This window comes from Undibacterium sp. FW305-107, from assembly GCF_058788535.1.
Genome location: NZ_JBYTAV010000003.1, coordinates 357861 through 372671, shown reverse-complemented (window position 1 = coordinate 372671; position 14811 = coordinate 357861). Strand labels below are relative to the sequence as shown.

Below are 14811 nucleotides of genomic sequence, written 5' to 3'. Positions count from 1 at the left end.
CTCTTTAGGCTTATTTAAGACTTATTTATCTTTTTTCTTCGGCGCATCAGTTTCTATTACTGATTGCACCCGGTTCAGGCCCAGTGCGGATTCAGTGATGCGCGCCAGATATTCTTTTTCAGTCGGCAAATTACCACCGCCTTCGAACTTCGCTACCGTACCATCCTTGAAGTACACCGAAACACGGCTGGTAATACGCTCGCCATTCGGCTTGGTCAGGCGGAAAGGATAATCCCAGCGGTCTTCATGGAACATATCGGTCAGCAAGGCTGTACCAAGCACAAAACGCACTTGTTCGCGCGTCATGCCTTCTTTTAATTGCGCCACCATTTCCTGGGAAACAAAATTACCTTGCTGTATGGAAACGCGATAAGGTGAAATAAAGGCCAATACCTTGCCAAAACCAGTAGGCTCTACCACTTGTGCACCATTCGCATCACCAGGTGTGCCCGATGTTGCATATACTGATGTCTTGTCAGCCGATGACAGCAGGGGAATAGGTGATGAGCATGCTGTCAAAGAAGCCAGCACTACCAGACCCGCTACACGGCTCATCTTCTTCCGTGTTAATTCTGAAAACAACAGTTGCATAGATAACCTCTTAATTGAGCAACAAGCCCTAAAACCCGATATCATAAAGCAGATAGCAATTTTTTGATCGAAAACATGACAAACAGCACCCCCAACCTCAAGGCCAGCGGTCTGAAAGCCACTCTGCCCCGTCTGAAAATCCTGGAAATCTTCCAGAGCAGCAAGGTTCGTCATCTGACAGCAGAAGATGTATATAAGATCCTGCTGAATGAAAATATGGATGTCGGTCTGGCAACTGTGTACCGCGTACTAACCCAGTTTGAGCAGGCTGGCCTGTTAAACCGCAATCATTTTGAGACTGGCAAAGCCATTTTTGAATTGAATGAGGGTTCACACCATGACCATCTGGTTTGCCTGGATTGTGGTCGCGTGGAAGAGTTCTTTGATGAAGAAATCGAGCGACGCCAGCAGACGGTAGCTCAGGAGCGTGGCTTCAAGATTGCTGAACATGCACTGGCGATCTATGGCAACTGTACCAAGCCGAATTGCGAGCATAAGGCTTAAGTCAGACAACAATTTCTCAAATTTGGTTTTCAAGCGCACCGGGATGGATATACATGTCCTGTGCGCCGCCAGACTCACTTATTGATCTTGGTAACAACAGCTTCCACAGTACCTATGATCTTTTGGGCATTAAATGGCTTGAGGATATAGCCATGTATGCCGGTTTTGACTACCTCATTGATGGTTTCCTGATCTTTATTGGCTGTCACCATGAGTACCCGGGCATCTGGCAGCAGTTCTCGGATACGCGGTAAAATTTCAGTACCGCTGATTTTGGGCATCACAATATCAAGCAAGATCAGGTCGGGCCTGAGCTTCACTGCCATTTCCAGGCCAGCACCGCCATCCGTTGCCTCACCAACAACGTTATACCCCTCGCTGCGCAATATGACCCTGAGCACTTCGCGGGTTACATCATTGTCATCTATCAATAAAATCTTCGCGTTTTTCTTGTCCATGGCAATCTGTATTCGCGTAAATGTTTAATAAGCTGCTACGCCAGTCTGGGCATGTTGACATCCCGGCTTATTGACTTAATGCATTCGATAATAATTTCGAAGTGATATCCACGATAGGAATTACTCTTTCATATGCCATGCGGGTTGGGCCTATGACACCCAGGGTACCTACTATTTTACCGTTCACCTCGTAAGGGGCAGTGACGATACTCATTTCTTCCATGGGCACCAGTTGCGACTCGCCGCCTATGAATATCTGCACGCCGGTTGCCTTGCTGGAGACATCAAGCAGTTGCATGAGACTGTTTTTTTGCTCAAACATATCAAATAGCTTGCGCAGGGAACTCATATTCGAAGACAGGTCCTGCACATTCAGCAAATTGCGCTCGCCAGAGATGACGACTTCGTCATTATCTTCATCCATGGCATTGCTGCCTGCTTCAACAGCCGCCTGCATGAGTCTGGTCATGTCATTTTGCAATTGCCGCAACTCACTATTGATACGGGTACGTGCATCGGTAAAACTAAGGCCGCCAAAGTTCTGGTTCAGGTAATTGGCTGCCTGCACCAGTTGGGTGGGTGTGTAATCAACATCCGTCAACAGCAAGCGGTTATGGACTTCGCCTGTTGGAGTGACGACCACCAGTAAAATACGTTTTTCTGAAAGACGCAAGAATTCAACTTGCTGGAAAATCGACTCAGTACGCGGGGTCATGACGACACCGGCAAACTGCGTCAAGGAAGACAAGATTTGCGCCGCATTCGCAATCAGTTTTTGCGGCGGCTGTGCATTCATATTCGATTGCAGGCTCGATTGCAGGCGCGAATCCATACCTGCACCATTGATATCTTGCACAGTCAGCAACTTATCAACGAAGACACGATAACCTCTGGGGGTGGGGATACGGCCCGCAGACGTATGCGGGCTAGCGACAAAGCCCATTTCTTCGAGATCCGCCATGACATTGCGTATCGTCGCTGGCGATAACTCCAGACCGGATATTTTTGACAAGGCGCGAGACCCCACAGGCTGGCCATCGGCGATATAACGCTCGACCAGGGCTTTTAATAAAGTTTGTGCGCGGATATCTAGTTGCATGGTTTCATTTTATGCGTTCATGACTGACATGAACATAGAAAAATTCACAGCCATAGAGTCAGGTCATGCAGATTGGCAAATTCTGCATCCGGCTTGATATGCAGATGGCGCTCATCTTCAATTTTTAAACCCTGGCGGTTCATCCAGCCGCCTTTTAATCCCGCCTGTTGCGCACCTTGCACATCAAGCAACAAATCATCACCTACGTACAATACCTCTTGCGGGGCCAGACCCAATTCCTGGCAAGCAGCCAGAAATATCCTGGGATCAGGCTTGGCACAGCCAAAGCGGAAGGCAGCGATAGACACCTTGAAATGGTGCGCCAGGCCTATCGCCTGTAAATCGGCAAAACCATTTGAGACAGTGCCCAGCAGCAGTTTTTCTTGCAGGGCCTGTAAAGCCGGTTTGACATCGCTGTACAAATCGACTTTGTTCCTGGCATCGGCAAATACCGCCATGGCCTGGTCGGCTTTATCGGCTGCCACGCCATGCTCATCAAACACCTGCTTCAACAGGGTATGCCGCAAGGCCCATAAATCGTATTGAAAACGCTGGTCGCTCGCTACCAGCACATTCCTGCGCTCGCGCAATTTTTCCATATTGTAATTTTGTGCCACGACTGGTACATGCTCATGCATCCATTGCTGCAACACTGATTCGGCATGGCGAATTACCGGTGCAACCGGCCACAAAGTATCATCCAGATCCAGCAAAACTGCTTTAATTGCCATAAAGAGCACTCATTCCATTCATTGATGTCCTAATTATGTTCTAATCTTAGCCATCATGTCACCCTACCTTTGTTTATGACAGTACAGGCCAAAACCATTGCACTTGTTGGAAAATCTAATGCGGCAGGCATTGCCGACTCGATTAAGGAGCTGGCCAATTTTCTTGCGAGCGAGGGACATCGTGTCGTCATCGAAGCAGAAACGGCGCAGTACCTGCAGTTAAGTGAATTCAGCAGTATGCCCGTGCCAGAGATAGGCAAGCTGGCGGACGTTGCCATCGTGGTTGGAGGTGATGGCACCATGCTGGGTATAGCGCGGCAACTGGCCCCCTATAATATCCCGCTGATCGGCATCAATCAGGGCAGGCTGGGTTTTATCACAGATATTGCGCTCGACCGCAAAATCCCTGTCATCACAGAAATGCTGAATGGCAAATATGTGTCTGAACGGCGCAGCCTGTTACAGGCTATCGTTACCCGTGACGGCAACCAGATTTTCAGTGGCGTGGCTTTCAATGATATTGTGGTGTCGCGTGGTGCTGGCTCAGGCATGGTGGAACTGCGCGTTGAGGTAGACGGGCACTTCATGTACAACCAGCGTTCAGACGGCCTTATCGTCTCGACACCGACTGGCTCTACGGCCTATGCGCTTTCTGCTGGCGGCCCCTTGCTGCACCCCAGCTTATCCGGCATTGCGATGGTGCCGATTGCACCGCATGCCTTATCGAACCGGCCCATCGTTTTGCCAGACAGTAGTGAAATCGTCATCACCATCGTGGCTGGGCGCGATATCAGCCTGAACTTTGATATGCAAAATTTTGCCAGCCTGCAGCATCAGGACAGGATCATCGTCAATCGTTCTGCTCATACAGTGACCTTTCTTCATCCTCAGGACTGGAATTATTACAACACTCTGCGCGAAAAATTGCACTGGAATGAATATCCATCCGTAGAGGGTGCGCTGAATTAATCTACTGAGTAAGTACCCAACTAAGTAGGTATCCTATTGAGTAACTTATTAAGCGTACCAAACCCACTCTTACGAACACAGAAGTCACAGGCTGTTGCTAGAATAGCGATTTCGCTATGCTGGGCCATATACCGGGTCATATACCATATAGTCCAGCCCTGTTTTCTTAACAAATTCCTTCATGTCAGCCCATTATGTTGCGCACGCTTGCCATTCGTGATTTTGTCATTGTCGATACGCTGGAACTTGAATTTTCTTCCGGCTTCAGTGTGCTGACCGGAGAAACCGGTGCTGGTAAATCCATCCTCATCGATGCCCTGACCCTGGCCTTGGGTGGACGGGGTGATGCCAGCATGGTGCGCGAGTCTGCCAGCAAAACTGATATCAGCGCGGAATTTGCCGTCAATGAGATTCTTGCAGCATGGCTCAAAGAACATGAATTCTTTGACCAGGACCAGCCTTTGATCTTGCGCCGTACCATCGATAATGCAGGCCGCTCAAAAGCATGGATCAATGGCATCACCGCCACAGCAAGCCAATTGCGCGAGATTGGCGACATGCTGGTGGATATCCACGGCCAGCATGCACATCAGTCATTGCTGAAAACTGAAGCGCAACGCGATTTACTGGATATGCAAGGCGGCTTGCAAGAACAAGTCACAGAAGCAGGTTTGCGTTACCGGGCGTGGCGTAACATCAGCAAGCAACGCGAAGAATTTGAAACCAATGCCAAGAGCGTATTGCAAGAGCGCGAGCGCCTGGAATGGCAAGTTGGTGAACTCGATAAATTGCAAATCAAACCAGGCGAATGGGAAAGCATCAGCCAGGAGCACAGCCGCCTCGCCCATGCCGCCAGCCTGCTCGAAGCTGGTCAGGAAGCGGCGGCATTGATTTCTGAATCCGAGCATCCGGTCTTGTCGCAACTGACTGCCATCCAGCAAAAGCTGTTGAAGCTTATCGATTACGATGCAGCGCTCAAGCCCGTCACCGATGCGCTGGAATCTGCCTGTATCAACTTGCAGGAAACCACTTATGCACTCAATGTTTACCTGAGCCGCACCGAACTTGACCCGGCCCGCCTGCGCGTCGTGGAAAACCGTGTAGAAGCAATACACACCACGGCAAGGCGCTTTCACGTCGCACCAGAAAAACTGCATGAAGAATTTGCCACGCTGTCTGCCCAGTTGGCACAACTATCCAATGCGACTGACATGGATGCCCTGAAAGCACAGGAAGAAAAAGCCAGGCTGGCTTACCTGCAAACCGCAGAAAAACTCAGCAGGGCCAGACAAAAAGTTGCCAAGGACCTGGGCGCAGCAGTAACCACGGCAATGCAAGACTTGAGCATGGGCGGCGGCAGTTTCTCGGTCGCCCTGAACCCGGTCGAACCAGCCGGCTATGGTCTGGAGCAAGTGGAATTTCTCGTGGCAGGCCATGCAGGTGTGCAGGCAAGGCCATTGGCCAAGGTGGCCTCTGGCGGTGAACTCGCACGTATCTCGCTGGCGATTTCTGTTATCACCTCTTGTGCTACGGCCACCCCTACCCTCATATTTGATGAAGTTGATAGCGGCATAGGTGGTGGCGTGGCTGAAGTGGTTGGACGCTTATTGAAACGTCTTGGACAAGACAGGCAAGTCTTGTGTGTGACGCATCTACCACAAGTAGCCAGTCAGGCTAACCAGCACTTCCAGGTCAGCAAAGCCAACCAGAATGGCAAAACCGTTTCGCAGATAGAAGCACTCGATAATAAGCAGAGAGTGGAAGAAATTGCCCGCATGCTGGGCGGCATAGAAATTACAGCGACTACGCGCAAACACGCCAGAGAATTATTGGCATCTTAAGAAAAAAAATACATCATGCGCTTCCTTAAAGAACCTGAATATTCACACGGCAAAATCCCCAGGACAGCAGTAGTGCTGATCAACCTGGGCACGCCTGATGCGCCAACGACATCGGCTGTGCGCCGCTACCTCAAACAATTTTTATGGGACAGGCGTGTGGTTGAAGTGCCGCGCCCGGTCTGGTGGCTGCTCTTGCATGGGATTATCCTGCCCTTCCGTTCTGGCCAGTCAGCAAAAAAATATGCGTCCATCTGGACCAAGGATGGCTCGCCACTGAAGATACATACGCAAAAACAGGCTGCATTGCTGAAAGGCTATCTGGGTGAGCGTGGGCATGAAGTACAAGTTGCGTATGCCATGCGGTACGGCTCACCTTCTATACCCGATGTCTTGCAAAAGCTAAAAGCCGACGGTTGTGAACGCATACTGATATTGCCTGCTTACCCGCAATATTCTGCCACCACGACGGCATCCAATTTTGATGCCGTAGCCCAGCATTACCAGCAAGTCAGGAATATGCCTGAACTGCGCTTCGTCAAGAATTATCATGATCATGATGGCTATATACAGGCGCTGCGTATATCAGTGATGGATCACTGGCAAAGCCATGGCCGCCCGGACAAACTGGTCATGAGTTTCCATGGTTTGCCCAAGGCCTTTTTACTGCGTGGCGATGCTTACCATTGCGAATGCTATAAAACCGCGCGCCTGCTGGCTGAAAAACTGGGGCTGGGCAAAGATGATTATGTGGTCACCTTCCAGTCTCGCCTGGGTCGTGCAGAATGGCTGCAACCTTACACTGCACCTACTGTGGCAAAACTGGCCAAAGAAGGCGTCAAACGGATTGACGTGATCTGCCCTGGCTTTATCGCTGACTGCCTGGAAACCCTGGAAGAAATCGCCATGGAAGTAAAGACCGATTTTCTCAAAGCAGGTGGCAAGGAATTCAACTACATCCCCTGCCTGAATGAATCACCAGCATGGATGCGTGGCCTGGCTGAAATTGCAGAACAACATCTGATAGGCTGGCCAACCATGATCACTGCCAGCGTGCGTGAACAACAAAAGCAACAAGCCCTGACCAGCCGCGCAGAAGCCAAACGTCTGGGTGGAGAACCCTGAGGCAGCAATGGCAAAAACTTATTTTATCGGTGATATACAAGGCTGTGCCAACCAGTTACAAAGCCTGCTCAATAAAATAGAGCTGACCGAACCGGATTCGCAGTATTTGTTTGCAGGCGACCTCGTCAATCGCGGCCCCAAATCGCTGGCCAGCCTGCGCCTGATACGTGAGTTGCAAATCGCTGGCCGGGCAGAATCCGTGCTCGGCAACCATGATCTGCATTTGCTGGCTGTCGCCAACGGTATACGCAAAGCAAGTCGTAGTGATACCCTCGACGATATCCTGCAAGCTCAAGACCGTGAAGAATTACTGGACTGGTTGCGACACAGACCCTTGGCGATTTTGCAGCATCAGCATTTGCTGGTGCATGCAGGCATATTCCCGCAATGGTCAGCAAAGCAAACCATCAAGCTGGCGCATGAAGTCGAAACACAGTTACGCAGTAAAGACTGGATAGATTTATTGCGCAATATGTATGGCAATACACCCGCGCAATGGTGCGATGATTTGCAAGGTTATGACAGGTCACGCTGCATCATCAATGCGTTGACACGCATGCGTTTTTGTAGTGCTGATGGCGTCATGGATTTTGACAGCAAGGATGGTCTGGATGGCGCACCAGAGGGATTTGCCCCATGGTTTGACCTGCCACGCGCCAGTGAAAAAACCTCTGTCGTATTTGGTCACTGGTCTACCCTGGGCCTGATCTTGCGCGACAATCTGATCAGCCTTGATACCGGCTGCGTCTGGGGTGGCAAGCTGACTGCTGTTGCTCTGGAAGACAGGCAAGTTGTGCAGGTAGATTGTCCGCAGCAGCAAAAACCGGGTTAAGCCTTACTCGCTTAAACCCAGTTCTTTCATCACCGCCGCACGAGCCACTTGTGCCACTTCTCTGCGGTGTGCACCTTCGGTAGGAATAGCAGGCAAGCGCACCAGTTCTGCCGTCATGCGCGGTGCCAGCAAGATGATGCGCATGCTCTCTGCAAAAGTCATGTCACCGATAAAATCAGCCGCAGCATGGAACTGCCCCTGCGCATCAAGATAACGGACAACAAAGGGTTGCACAGGTACATGTGCTTCTATTGCTGCTTCAAACAGGTTGGCGTGAAAAGACAGCAAATTGCCTTGTGCCGCTGTTGTACCCTCAGGAAAAAACGCAATGCGCTTGCCCGCTTCTATCTGATGTACCAGACCTTCATAAATACGCCGCACATCACGCTGCCTGCCACGCACCAGGAAAATCGTGCCCGCTTTTTCGCATAACCAGCCCAGCAAAGGCCAGTTGCGAATATCTGACTTGGCGACGAAATGGCAAGGGTGCAGGGTATTGATGACAAAAATATCCAGCCACGACACATGGTTAGAGACGATCATCGCCGCCGGATTCACCGCGCCTCCGCTTTTATCCTTGAAAGTAACATCCACAGTACAGATAGCCAGCAACTTGACCGACCAGCGACGGACCAGATCGTCACGCCTGACATCAGAAGAAAACGGAAAGATCACGGCGCAAGTCAGCAGACCTGCCGTGAGATGGAGAAATATCCGAAAAAAATGCCAAACGATCATACTGACTCACAAAAATACTCATGTAGAGTAACAATTAAAATAGCCAAGCTGAATAAACAAAAGCGGGAGTAAGGCCATACCCGCCTGTACTCCCACTCTTCCCACTCAATCAAACGAATTTCTCACTGAGCAGTTTGAATCACTACCTCAGCCTGCTTCAGGCGCGCAGCCTTGCCACTTCCTCTTTGGCGTCTTCATCAATCAAGACACTCACTGACTCTGCACAATGCACATTGGAACCGCGCTTTTTAACGCCCGAAACCCAATATTCTTCATGGGTATCGGCGTCAATAAAATTACCGGATATTCCACCTCCGGTACATACCTGCAAGGACTTGCCACGGTAGTAAACTGTTCTTCCTGTTTTGGAAAATTCAACCCAACCTATGCGTGCAGCAACACCATCGATCAAGCCGTTTTTGTTTTCCACATACATGACGCGCCTTTGCTCGCCACGGGTAAGCTGATTACTTTTCATCTGCGATGTTAATGCAAGGTATCAAACGCAATATGCCCTGACACTATCGTAGCCTTGACCACACCCGGCAATTCATAACCCAGGAAAGGCGTGTGCTTGCCCTGGCTGGCGAGGGCTTTGGCTTCTACCTTCCAGCGTGTAGCAGGATCAAAAATGCAGATATCGGCTGCCTGGCCAACTGCGATTTGCCCGGCTGGCACACCTGCCACTTTGGCGGCATGCTGGCTGATCTTGGACAGGGCCAGCGTCAGGCTGACTTCACCACGGCTGTCTTCTGCCCATTTCAATGCTAACGATAACAATAATTCCAGGCCGGTAGCACCTGGTGATGCCTCGGCAAAGGGCAGCAGTTTTTCATCATCATCAACTGGCGTATGGTCTGAGCATATCGCATCGATGGTGCCGTCTTTCAATGCTGCAGAAATGGCATCGCGGTCACGCTGGCTGCGTAAAGGCGGGGTCAGGCGGGCGTTGGAATCAAAGAAACCAATGTCGGCATCAGTCAGGTGTACATGATGGGCGCCAACATCGCAGGTCAGCGGCAAGCCTTCTTTCTTGGCCTTGCGTATCAACTCAAGACCAGCTGCTGAAGAGATACGGCACAGATGCACTTTGGCACCAGTGGCACGCATGAGTTCAAACAGAGTATGCAGGGCTATCGTCTCGGCCATGACAGGTACGCCAGACAAACCCAGGCGTGAAGCCAAAGGGCCGCTGTGGGCAACGCCACCCTTGCCTATATAGGCATCTTGTGGGCGCAGCCAGACGGTGAAACCAAAGGTGGCAGCGTAATCCAGAGCCCTTTGCAGGGTATTGGTATTGGCGATGGTTTCTTCAGCCTGAGAGAAACCTATGCAGCCAGCCTGTGTCAGCTCGGCCATCTCTGTCAGGGACTCACCCTTCAAACCGACAGTCAATGCACCCAGCGGATAAACGTGGGCCTTGTTTTGCATGCGCGCTCTTTGCTTGAGCATTTCTACCAGGCCAGACTCATCAAGCACAGGGTCAGTATCTGGTGGGCACACCAGGCTGGTGACGCCACCGCGCATGGCGGCCTGTAATTCAGATTCCAGCGTGGCCTTGTATTCAAAACCAGGCTCACGCAGGCGGGCACTCAGATCGACCAGACCAGGGGCAACGATCAGGCCTGTTGCATCCACAGTTTTATTGGCAACGAAGTCGGCAGGTGCCTGGCCTATAGCGACGATCTTGCCAGCAGCGATAAACACGTCCTGTACTGCATCGGTAGCACTTGCCGGATCAATCACACGGCCATTTTTGATATGTATCTTCATATTCTCCTCATACCCCGCCGCTGTTGCCTGCAACGATGCTCATGACAGCCATGCGCACGGCGATACCAAAAGTCACTTGCGGCAGTATCACTGCCTGCGGGCCATCGGCCACGGCAGAATCAATTTCCACACCACGGTTCATGGGGCCGGGATGCATGACGATGGCATCTGGTTTTGCCAGTGCCAGACGTTCTGGAGTCAGGCCATAGCTCTTGAAATATTCTTGTGCTGAAGGCAGCAAGGCACCGCTCATGCGTTCATTTTGCAGGCGCAACATGATGATGACATCGACACCTTTGAGGCCTTCATCCATGTTATTGAATACCCGCACCCCCATCTGATCCAGGCCACCGGGCAACAAGGTACGTGGACCTATCACACGCACTTCTGGCACGCCCAGGGTTGTCAGGGCATGAATGTCGGAACGCGCAACGCGGCTGTGCAAGACGTCGCCGACAATCGCCACTGTCAGGTTAGTGAAGTCTTTTTTGTAGTGGCGTATGGTGTACATGTCCAGCAAACCCTGGGTGGGGTGGGCGTGGCGACCATCACCGGCATTCACCACGTGTACATGGTGTTGTTTGGTGTCGTTCAGATGCTTGGCGATCAGGAAAGGTGCACCTGAAGTGGCATGACGCACGACAAACATGTCGGCGTGCATGGCTGCCAGATTATCAATGGTGTCGAGCAGGGATTCACCCTTGCTGGTACTGGAAGCGGCGATATTGAGATTGATGACATCTGCCGACAAACGCTTGGAAGCAATCTCAAACGTAGTACGCGTGCGGGTAGAGTTTTCAAAGAACAGATTGAAGACGCTTTTACCCCGCATCAGCGGCACTTTTTTGACTTCCCTGTCGCTGACGCTGACGAAGGAAGATGCGGTATCGAGAATATGATTGACGATGGTTTTCGGCAAGCCGTCTATCGTCAGCAAATGCTGGAGTTCGCCGTGTTTATTGAGCTGGGGATTATGCATGGTCGACAGAGATGCTGAAAGTGCCGTCATCTGCACGTTGCAGATTGACAGAGACGGCGGGTTCAAATGAGGCAGTATGGGCTACAAAATCAGCAGCCACCGGCAATTCGCGACCACCACGGTCTACCAGGGTGGCCAGCATGATGCGGGCCGGGCGGCCATAATCAAATAATTCATTGATGGCGGCGCGGGTGGTGCGGCCCGTGTACAACACGTCATCTACCAGGATGATTTGCGCGCCATCGACATCGAAAGGAATTTGCGTAGGTTTGACTTCGGCATGCAGGCCCTTGGCGGCATAGTCGTCGCGGTAAAAGGACACATCGATGAGGCCCGCTTTATTCGGCAAGCCCAGGTCTTGCACCAGCCGCTCGGCTATCCAGGCGCCGCCTGAGTAAATGCCAACGATGGCCAGTTTATCTTGTGCCAGCGCATGTGGTCTGATTTGCTCCAGTAACTGCTGATACAAGACTTCTGCATCAAGCGGGGCAGCATTGGTGGTCGTGGTAGTCATGGCGTTTCGTCAAAATATTGTTGCAGAATAAGGGCAGCCGCATCGTCGTCGATGAACTCGCCACGCGAGCTTGAGAGTACGGCAGAAGAATAGCGTTCATCGACCAGTACGGCGGGTATGTTGAAACGGCCATTAAGCTGGTTGGCAAAGCGCTTGCAGCGCTGTGTCATTTCATTATCGGCACCATCGGGGTGCATGGGCAAACCCACTACACACAGCACGGGCTGCCATTTTTCTATGAGCTTGGTGATGTCGGCAAATTTGCCGTCATTGGTAGGAGCGTGGATGATGCTGAGCGCTTCAGCCTGACGTAAAAAGGTATTGCCAACGGCAACGCCTATGCGCTTTAAACCAAAATCAAAGGCGAGTACCGTACCTTCGCTTGCAGCCATCAGGCATGCCCCGCTTCGGCTGCCAGCATCAATGGATCGATGCCCAACAATTTGATGGCGGCGGCAAAGCGTTCTTCCAGCGGCAAATCGAACAGGATGCGCGCGTCAGCAGCAACTGTCAGCCAGCCATTGGCCAGTATCTCCTGCTCCAGCTGGCCAGCACCCCAGCCAGCATAACCAACACTGATCAGGACTTGCTCAGGCCCGTCACCGGCGGCCACGGCTTCCAGCACATCGCGTGAGGTGGTGAAGGCGATCTCGTCAGTCACTTTTAATGAAGATGAATATTCACCAACAGGGGTATGCAGGACAAAGCCACGGTCATCCTGCACCGGCCCGCCAAATATGACGGGGCGTTTGCCTATGGGATGAGAATCAGGAATGATTTCCAGTTTCAAGTCTATGCGGTCAAACAGGCCAGCCACTGTCAGCTCTATGGGGCGGTTGATGACCATGCCCATGGCACCGCGCGGGCTGTGCTCGCATAGATAAATCACCGTGCCGCCAAAGACGGGATCCATCATGGATGGCATTGCAATCAGGAAATGATTGGTTAAATTCAATTCCAAATTGTTATCGTCTTCGCTTTTCACCTGGAATTTATGTCTGGAAGTCATGGGGGCCGACTGTGTTGCATCGTCGTGCAGATTGGTATGTAGTGATTTTGTTTGCTTCGCCATGGTCACATTTTAGCATTTTTAGCGTGTATTTTCGATGTGTGCTAAGGTGCCACACTGCGTTTTGACCACACTATCAGACAGATCATGCAAGAAAATAAAGCCCATTTCCCTCGCGCGCTGGTCTGGTTCCGCCGCGACCTGCGAAATTTTGATCATGCAGCCCTGTACCATGCCCTGCGGCAAAGTGACGAGGTCTACTGCGCTTTTATCTTCGATAAGACAATATTAGACAATTTGCCAGAAAATGACAGGCGGCTGGCCTTTATTCATGAAAGTATTGTTGAACTGGATCAAGAACTACAGCAAATGGGTGGTGGCTTGCTGGTGCGTTATGCCCATGCAGAAACAGCCATACTGCAACTGGCGGCCGAGCTTGGTGTGGATGCCGTGTTCACCAATCATGATTACGAACCACAGGCAGGGATCCGTGATGAGTCTGTCAGGCAAGAATTATCAAAACGAAATTGTGCATTTCTGAGCTTTAAAGACCAGGTCATTTTTGAAAAGGCTGAAGTCTTGTCGCTGGCGAACGCGCCCTTCTCTGTTTTTACACCCTACAAAAATGCCTGGCTGAAAAAATTCCATGCAGAAGGCAGCGACTTTTATTCGCGCTCTTACCCCATAGAAAAATATGCGCACAAGCTGAGCACCATGTCAGCACAAACCATACCGACGCTGGCCGAAATGGGTTTTGCCTTGGCCGCTGAGCGCCGCATGCCAGTCGCCGCCGGCATGTCGGGCGCACGCAGTTTGCTGGAAGACTTTGTCGGCCGCATGAAACTGTATGACCAGTCGCGCGATTTCCCGGCGATCAAGGGACCATCCTATTTGTCAGTCCACCTGCGCTTTGGCACGATATCGATACGGCAACTGGTGCAGGAAGCCGTGCAGCAAACGCGCATATCTGCCAATCGCGGAGCAGAAATCTGGTTGTCTGAACTGGTCTGGCGCGACTTTTATTTCATGATTTTGCATCACCACCCGCACGTGGCAAGCCGCTCGTTCAAGCCAGACTACGATGCCATACTATGGGAAACCGGCCCGCAAGCTGACGCCAACTTCGCCGCCTGGTGCGAAGGCCGCACCGGCTACCCCCTGGTCGATGCCGCCATGCTGCAACTGAACCAGACCGGTTACATGCACAACCGCCTGCGCATGGTCACCGCCTGCTTCCTCATCAAAGACCTAGGCATAGACTGGCGCCGCGGCGAAGCGTATTTCGCCGAACACCTGAACGACTTCGACCTCTCCGCCAACAACGGCGGCTGGCAATGGGCATCCTCATCCGGCTGCGACGCCCAGCCCTACTTCCGCATATTCAATCCCATCGCCCAGTCAGAAAAATTTGATGCTGATGGCAAGTTCATCAAACGCTACCTGCCGCAATTATCAAAACTGGATAAGCGCAGCATCCATGCACCATGGAAAACTGCACCGCTATTGCTGGAACAGGCTGGGATTAAGATAGGCAGGGATTATCCGTTCCCACTCGTCGAACATGACGTGTCGCGCAAGCAAACATTGACGCGGTATGCGGTGGTGAAGAAAGGGACTGCTCATAATGAGGATGAGTGACGCTTAAAAGTTT

The 14811-nt window shown here is 51.5% G+C and carries 17 protein-coding genes; 6 read left to right on the top strand and 11 right to left on the bottom strand.

The genetic code is table 11. The features are described from left to right. Positions 1 to 21 precede the first annotated feature (21 nt). The gene (locus AC3WQT_RS08710; RefSeq protein ID WP_492703481.1) at positions 22 to 555 is read right to left on the bottom strand and encodes an outer membrane protein assembly factor BamE; all 534 of its coding nucleotides are present in this window, start codon (positions 553 to 555) and stop codon (positions 22 to 24) included. 111 nt (positions 556 to 666) lie between these two features. Here AC3WQT_RS08710 and fur point away from each other — a divergent pair, with 111 nt between their 5' ends. Then, entirely contained in the window at positions 667 to 1095 is a 429-nt protein-coding gene (gene fur, locus AC3WQT_RS08705) for a ferric iron uptake transcriptional regulator (RefSeq protein ID WP_492703480.1), read from the top strand. A 74-nt stretch (positions 1096 to 1169) separates the two neighbouring features. Here the strand turns inward: fur and AC3WQT_RS08700 are convergent, their stop codons facing one another. The 3 genes from AC3WQT_RS08700 to AC3WQT_RS08690 form a co-directional block, all read right to left on the bottom strand. Then, positions 1170 to 1553: a response regulator gene (locus AC3WQT_RS08700; RefSeq protein WP_492703479.1), complete on the bottom strand. Its 384-nt coding sequence runs from the start codon at positions 1551 to 1553 to the stop codon at positions 1170 to 1172. A 67-nt stretch (positions 1554 to 1620) separates the two neighbouring features. Then, positions 1621 to 2652, bottom strand: a complete 1032-nt coding sequence (gene hrcA, locus AC3WQT_RS08695; RefSeq protein WP_492703478.1) for a heat-inducible transcriptional repressor HrcA — start codon at positions 2650 to 2652, stop codon at positions 1621 to 1623. Between the two features lie 44 nt (positions 2653 to 2696). Further along, on the bottom strand, positions 2697 to 3383 hold the full coding sequence (locus AC3WQT_RS08690) for an HAD family hydrolase (RefSeq protein WP_492703477.1): 687 nt from the start codon (positions 3381 to 3383) through the stop codon (positions 2697 to 2699). Between the two features lie 75 nt (positions 3384 to 3458). On the opposite strand from AC3WQT_RS08690, the gene AC3WQT_RS08685 reads away from it, so the two are divergent. From AC3WQT_RS08685 to AC3WQT_RS08670, 4 genes are all read left to right on the top strand, one after another. Then, entirely contained in the window at positions 3459 to 4352 is an 894-nt protein-coding gene (locus tag AC3WQT_RS08685; RefSeq protein ID WP_492703476.1) for an NAD kinase, read from the top strand. A 194-nt stretch (positions 4353 to 4546) separates the two neighbouring features. Further along, positions 4547 to 6193 carry a DNA repair protein RecN gene (gene recN, locus AC3WQT_RS08680; RefSeq protein ID WP_492703475.1) on the top strand — a complete coding sequence of 549 codons (1647 nt, stop codon included), beginning with the start codon at positions 4547 to 4549 and terminating at the stop codon, positions 6191 to 6193. A 15-nt stretch (positions 6194 to 6208) separates the two neighbouring features. After that, positions 6209 to 7315 (top strand): ferrochelatase, encoded by a 1107-nt coding sequence (hemH, locus tag AC3WQT_RS08675; protein WP_492703474.1) that lies wholly within the window; start codon positions 6209 to 6211, stop codon positions 7313 to 7315. A gap of 7 nt (positions 7316 to 7322) precedes the next feature. Continuing rightward, the gene (locus AC3WQT_RS08670; RefSeq protein WP_492703473.1) at positions 7323 to 8147 is read left to right on the top strand and encodes a symmetrical bis(5'-nucleosyl)-tetraphosphatase; all 825 of its coding nucleotides are present in this window, start codon (positions 7323 to 7325) and stop codon (positions 8145 to 8147) included. 3 nt (positions 8148 to 8150) lie between these two features. On the opposite strand, the gene AC3WQT_RS08665 is transcribed toward AC3WQT_RS08670, so the two are convergent. The 7 genes from AC3WQT_RS08665 to AC3WQT_RS08635 form a co-directional block, all read right to left on the bottom strand. After that, on the bottom strand, positions 8151 to 8822 hold the full coding sequence (locus tag AC3WQT_RS08665; protein ID WP_492703472.1) for a lysophospholipid acyltransferase family protein: 672 nt from the start codon (positions 8820 to 8822) through the stop codon (positions 8151 to 8153). A 220-nt stretch (positions 8823 to 9042) separates the two neighbouring features. Then, entirely contained in the window at positions 9043 to 9363 is a 321-nt protein-coding gene (locus AC3WQT_RS08660) for a 1-deoxy-D-xylulose-5-phosphate synthase (RefSeq protein ID WP_492703471.1), read from the bottom strand. An 8-nt stretch (positions 9364 to 9371) separates the two neighbouring features. Then, positions 9372 to 10658 (bottom strand): dihydroorotase, encoded by a 1287-nt coding sequence (locus AC3WQT_RS08655; protein ID WP_492703470.1) that lies wholly within the window; start codon positions 10656 to 10658, stop codon positions 9372 to 9374. A 7-nt stretch (positions 10659 to 10665) separates the two neighbouring features. Then, positions 10666 to 11637: an aspartate carbamoyltransferase catalytic subunit gene (locus tag AC3WQT_RS08650; protein ID WP_492703648.1), complete on the bottom strand. Its 972-nt coding sequence runs from the start codon at positions 11635 to 11637 to the stop codon at positions 10666 to 10668. Continuing rightward, complete coding sequence (gene pyrR / locus AC3WQT_RS08645) at positions 11630 to 12151, bottom strand: bifunctional pyr operon transcriptional regulator/uracil phosphoribosyltransferase PyrR (RefSeq protein WP_492703469.1); 522 nt, start codon at positions 12149 to 12151, stop codon at positions 11630 to 11632. Before pyrR ends, AC3WQT_RS08650 begins: the two co-directional genes overlap by 8 nt. After that, positions 12148 to 12543: a Holliday junction resolvase RuvX gene (gene ruvX / locus AC3WQT_RS08640; protein WP_492703468.1), complete on the bottom strand. Its 396-nt coding sequence runs from the start codon at positions 12541 to 12543 to the stop codon at positions 12148 to 12150. The genes pyrR and ruvX overlap by 4 nt, the downstream gene beginning before the upstream one ends. Then, complete coding sequence (locus AC3WQT_RS08635) at positions 12543 to 13160, bottom strand: YqgE/AlgH family protein (RefSeq protein WP_422949683.1); 618 nt, start codon at positions 13158 to 13160, stop codon at positions 12543 to 12545. Before AC3WQT_RS08635 ends, ruvX begins: the two co-directional genes overlap by 1 nt. Before the next feature lie 147 nt (positions 13161 to 13307). On the opposite strand from AC3WQT_RS08635, the gene AC3WQT_RS08630 reads away from it, so the two are divergent. Then, complete coding sequence (locus AC3WQT_RS08630; protein WP_492703467.1) at positions 13308 to 14798, top strand: cryptochrome/photolyase family protein; 1491 nt, start codon at positions 13308 to 13310, stop codon at positions 14796 to 14798. The last annotated feature ends 13 nt before the right edge of the window (positions 14799 to 14811 follow it).

Coding starts and splice junctions, on each gene's coding strand:
- AC3WQT_RS08710 (WP_492703481.1), bottom strand. CDS start 555: ATGAGCCGTGTAGCGGGTCTGGTAGTGCTGGCTTCTTTGACAGCATGC.
- fur (WP_492703480.1), top strand. CDS start 667: ATGACAAACAGCACCCCCAACCTCAAGGCCAGCGGTCTGAAAGCCACT.
- AC3WQT_RS08700 (WP_492703479.1), bottom strand. CDS start 1,553: ATGGACAAGAAAAACGCGAAGATTTTATTGATAGATGACAATGATGTA.
- hrcA (WP_492703478.1), bottom strand. CDS start 2,652: ATGCAACTAGATATCCGCGCACAAACTTTATTAAAAGCCCTGGTCGAG.
- AC3WQT_RS08690 (WP_492703477.1), bottom strand. CDS start 3,383: ATGGCAATTAAAGCAGTTTTGCTGGATCTGGATGATACTTTGTGGCCG.
- AC3WQT_RS08685 (WP_492703476.1), top strand. CDS start 3,459: ATGACAGTACAGGCCAAAACCATTGCACTTGTTGGAAAATCTAATGCG.
- recN (WP_492703475.1), top strand. CDS start 4,547: ATGTTGCGCACGCTTGCCATTCGTGATTTTGTCATTGTCGATACGCTG.
- hemH (WP_492703474.1), top strand. CDS start 6,209: ATGCGCTTCCTTAAAGAACCTGAATATTCACACGGCAAAATCCCCAGG.
- AC3WQT_RS08670 (WP_492703473.1), top strand. CDS start 7,323: ATGGCAAAAACTTATTTTATCGGTGATATACAAGGCTGTGCCAACCAG.
- AC3WQT_RS08660 (WP_492703471.1), bottom strand. CDS start 9,363: ATGAAAAGTAATCAGCTTACCCGTGGCGAGCAAAGGCGCGTCATGTAT.
- AC3WQT_RS08655 (WP_492703470.1), bottom strand. CDS start 10,658: ATGAAGATACATATCAAAAATGGCCGTGTGATTGATCCGGCAAGTGCT.
- AC3WQT_RS08650 (WP_492703648.1), bottom strand. CDS start 11,637: ATGCATAATCCCCAGCTCAATAAACACGGCGAACTCCAGCATTTGCTG.
- pyrR (WP_492703469.1), bottom strand. CDS start 12,151: ATGACTACCACGACCACCAATGCTGCCCCGCTTGATGCAGAAGTCTTG.
- ruvX (WP_492703468.1), bottom strand. CDS start 12,543: ATGGCTGCAAGCGAAGGTACGGTACTCGCCTTTGATTTTGGTTTAAAG.
- AC3WQT_RS08635 (WP_422949683.1), bottom strand. CDS start 13,160: ATGACTTCCAGACATAAATTCCAGGTGAAAAGCGAAGACGATAACAAT.
- AC3WQT_RS08630 (WP_492703467.1), top strand. CDS start 13,308: ATGCAAGAAAATAAAGCCCATTTCCCTCGCGCGCTGGTCTGGTTCCGC.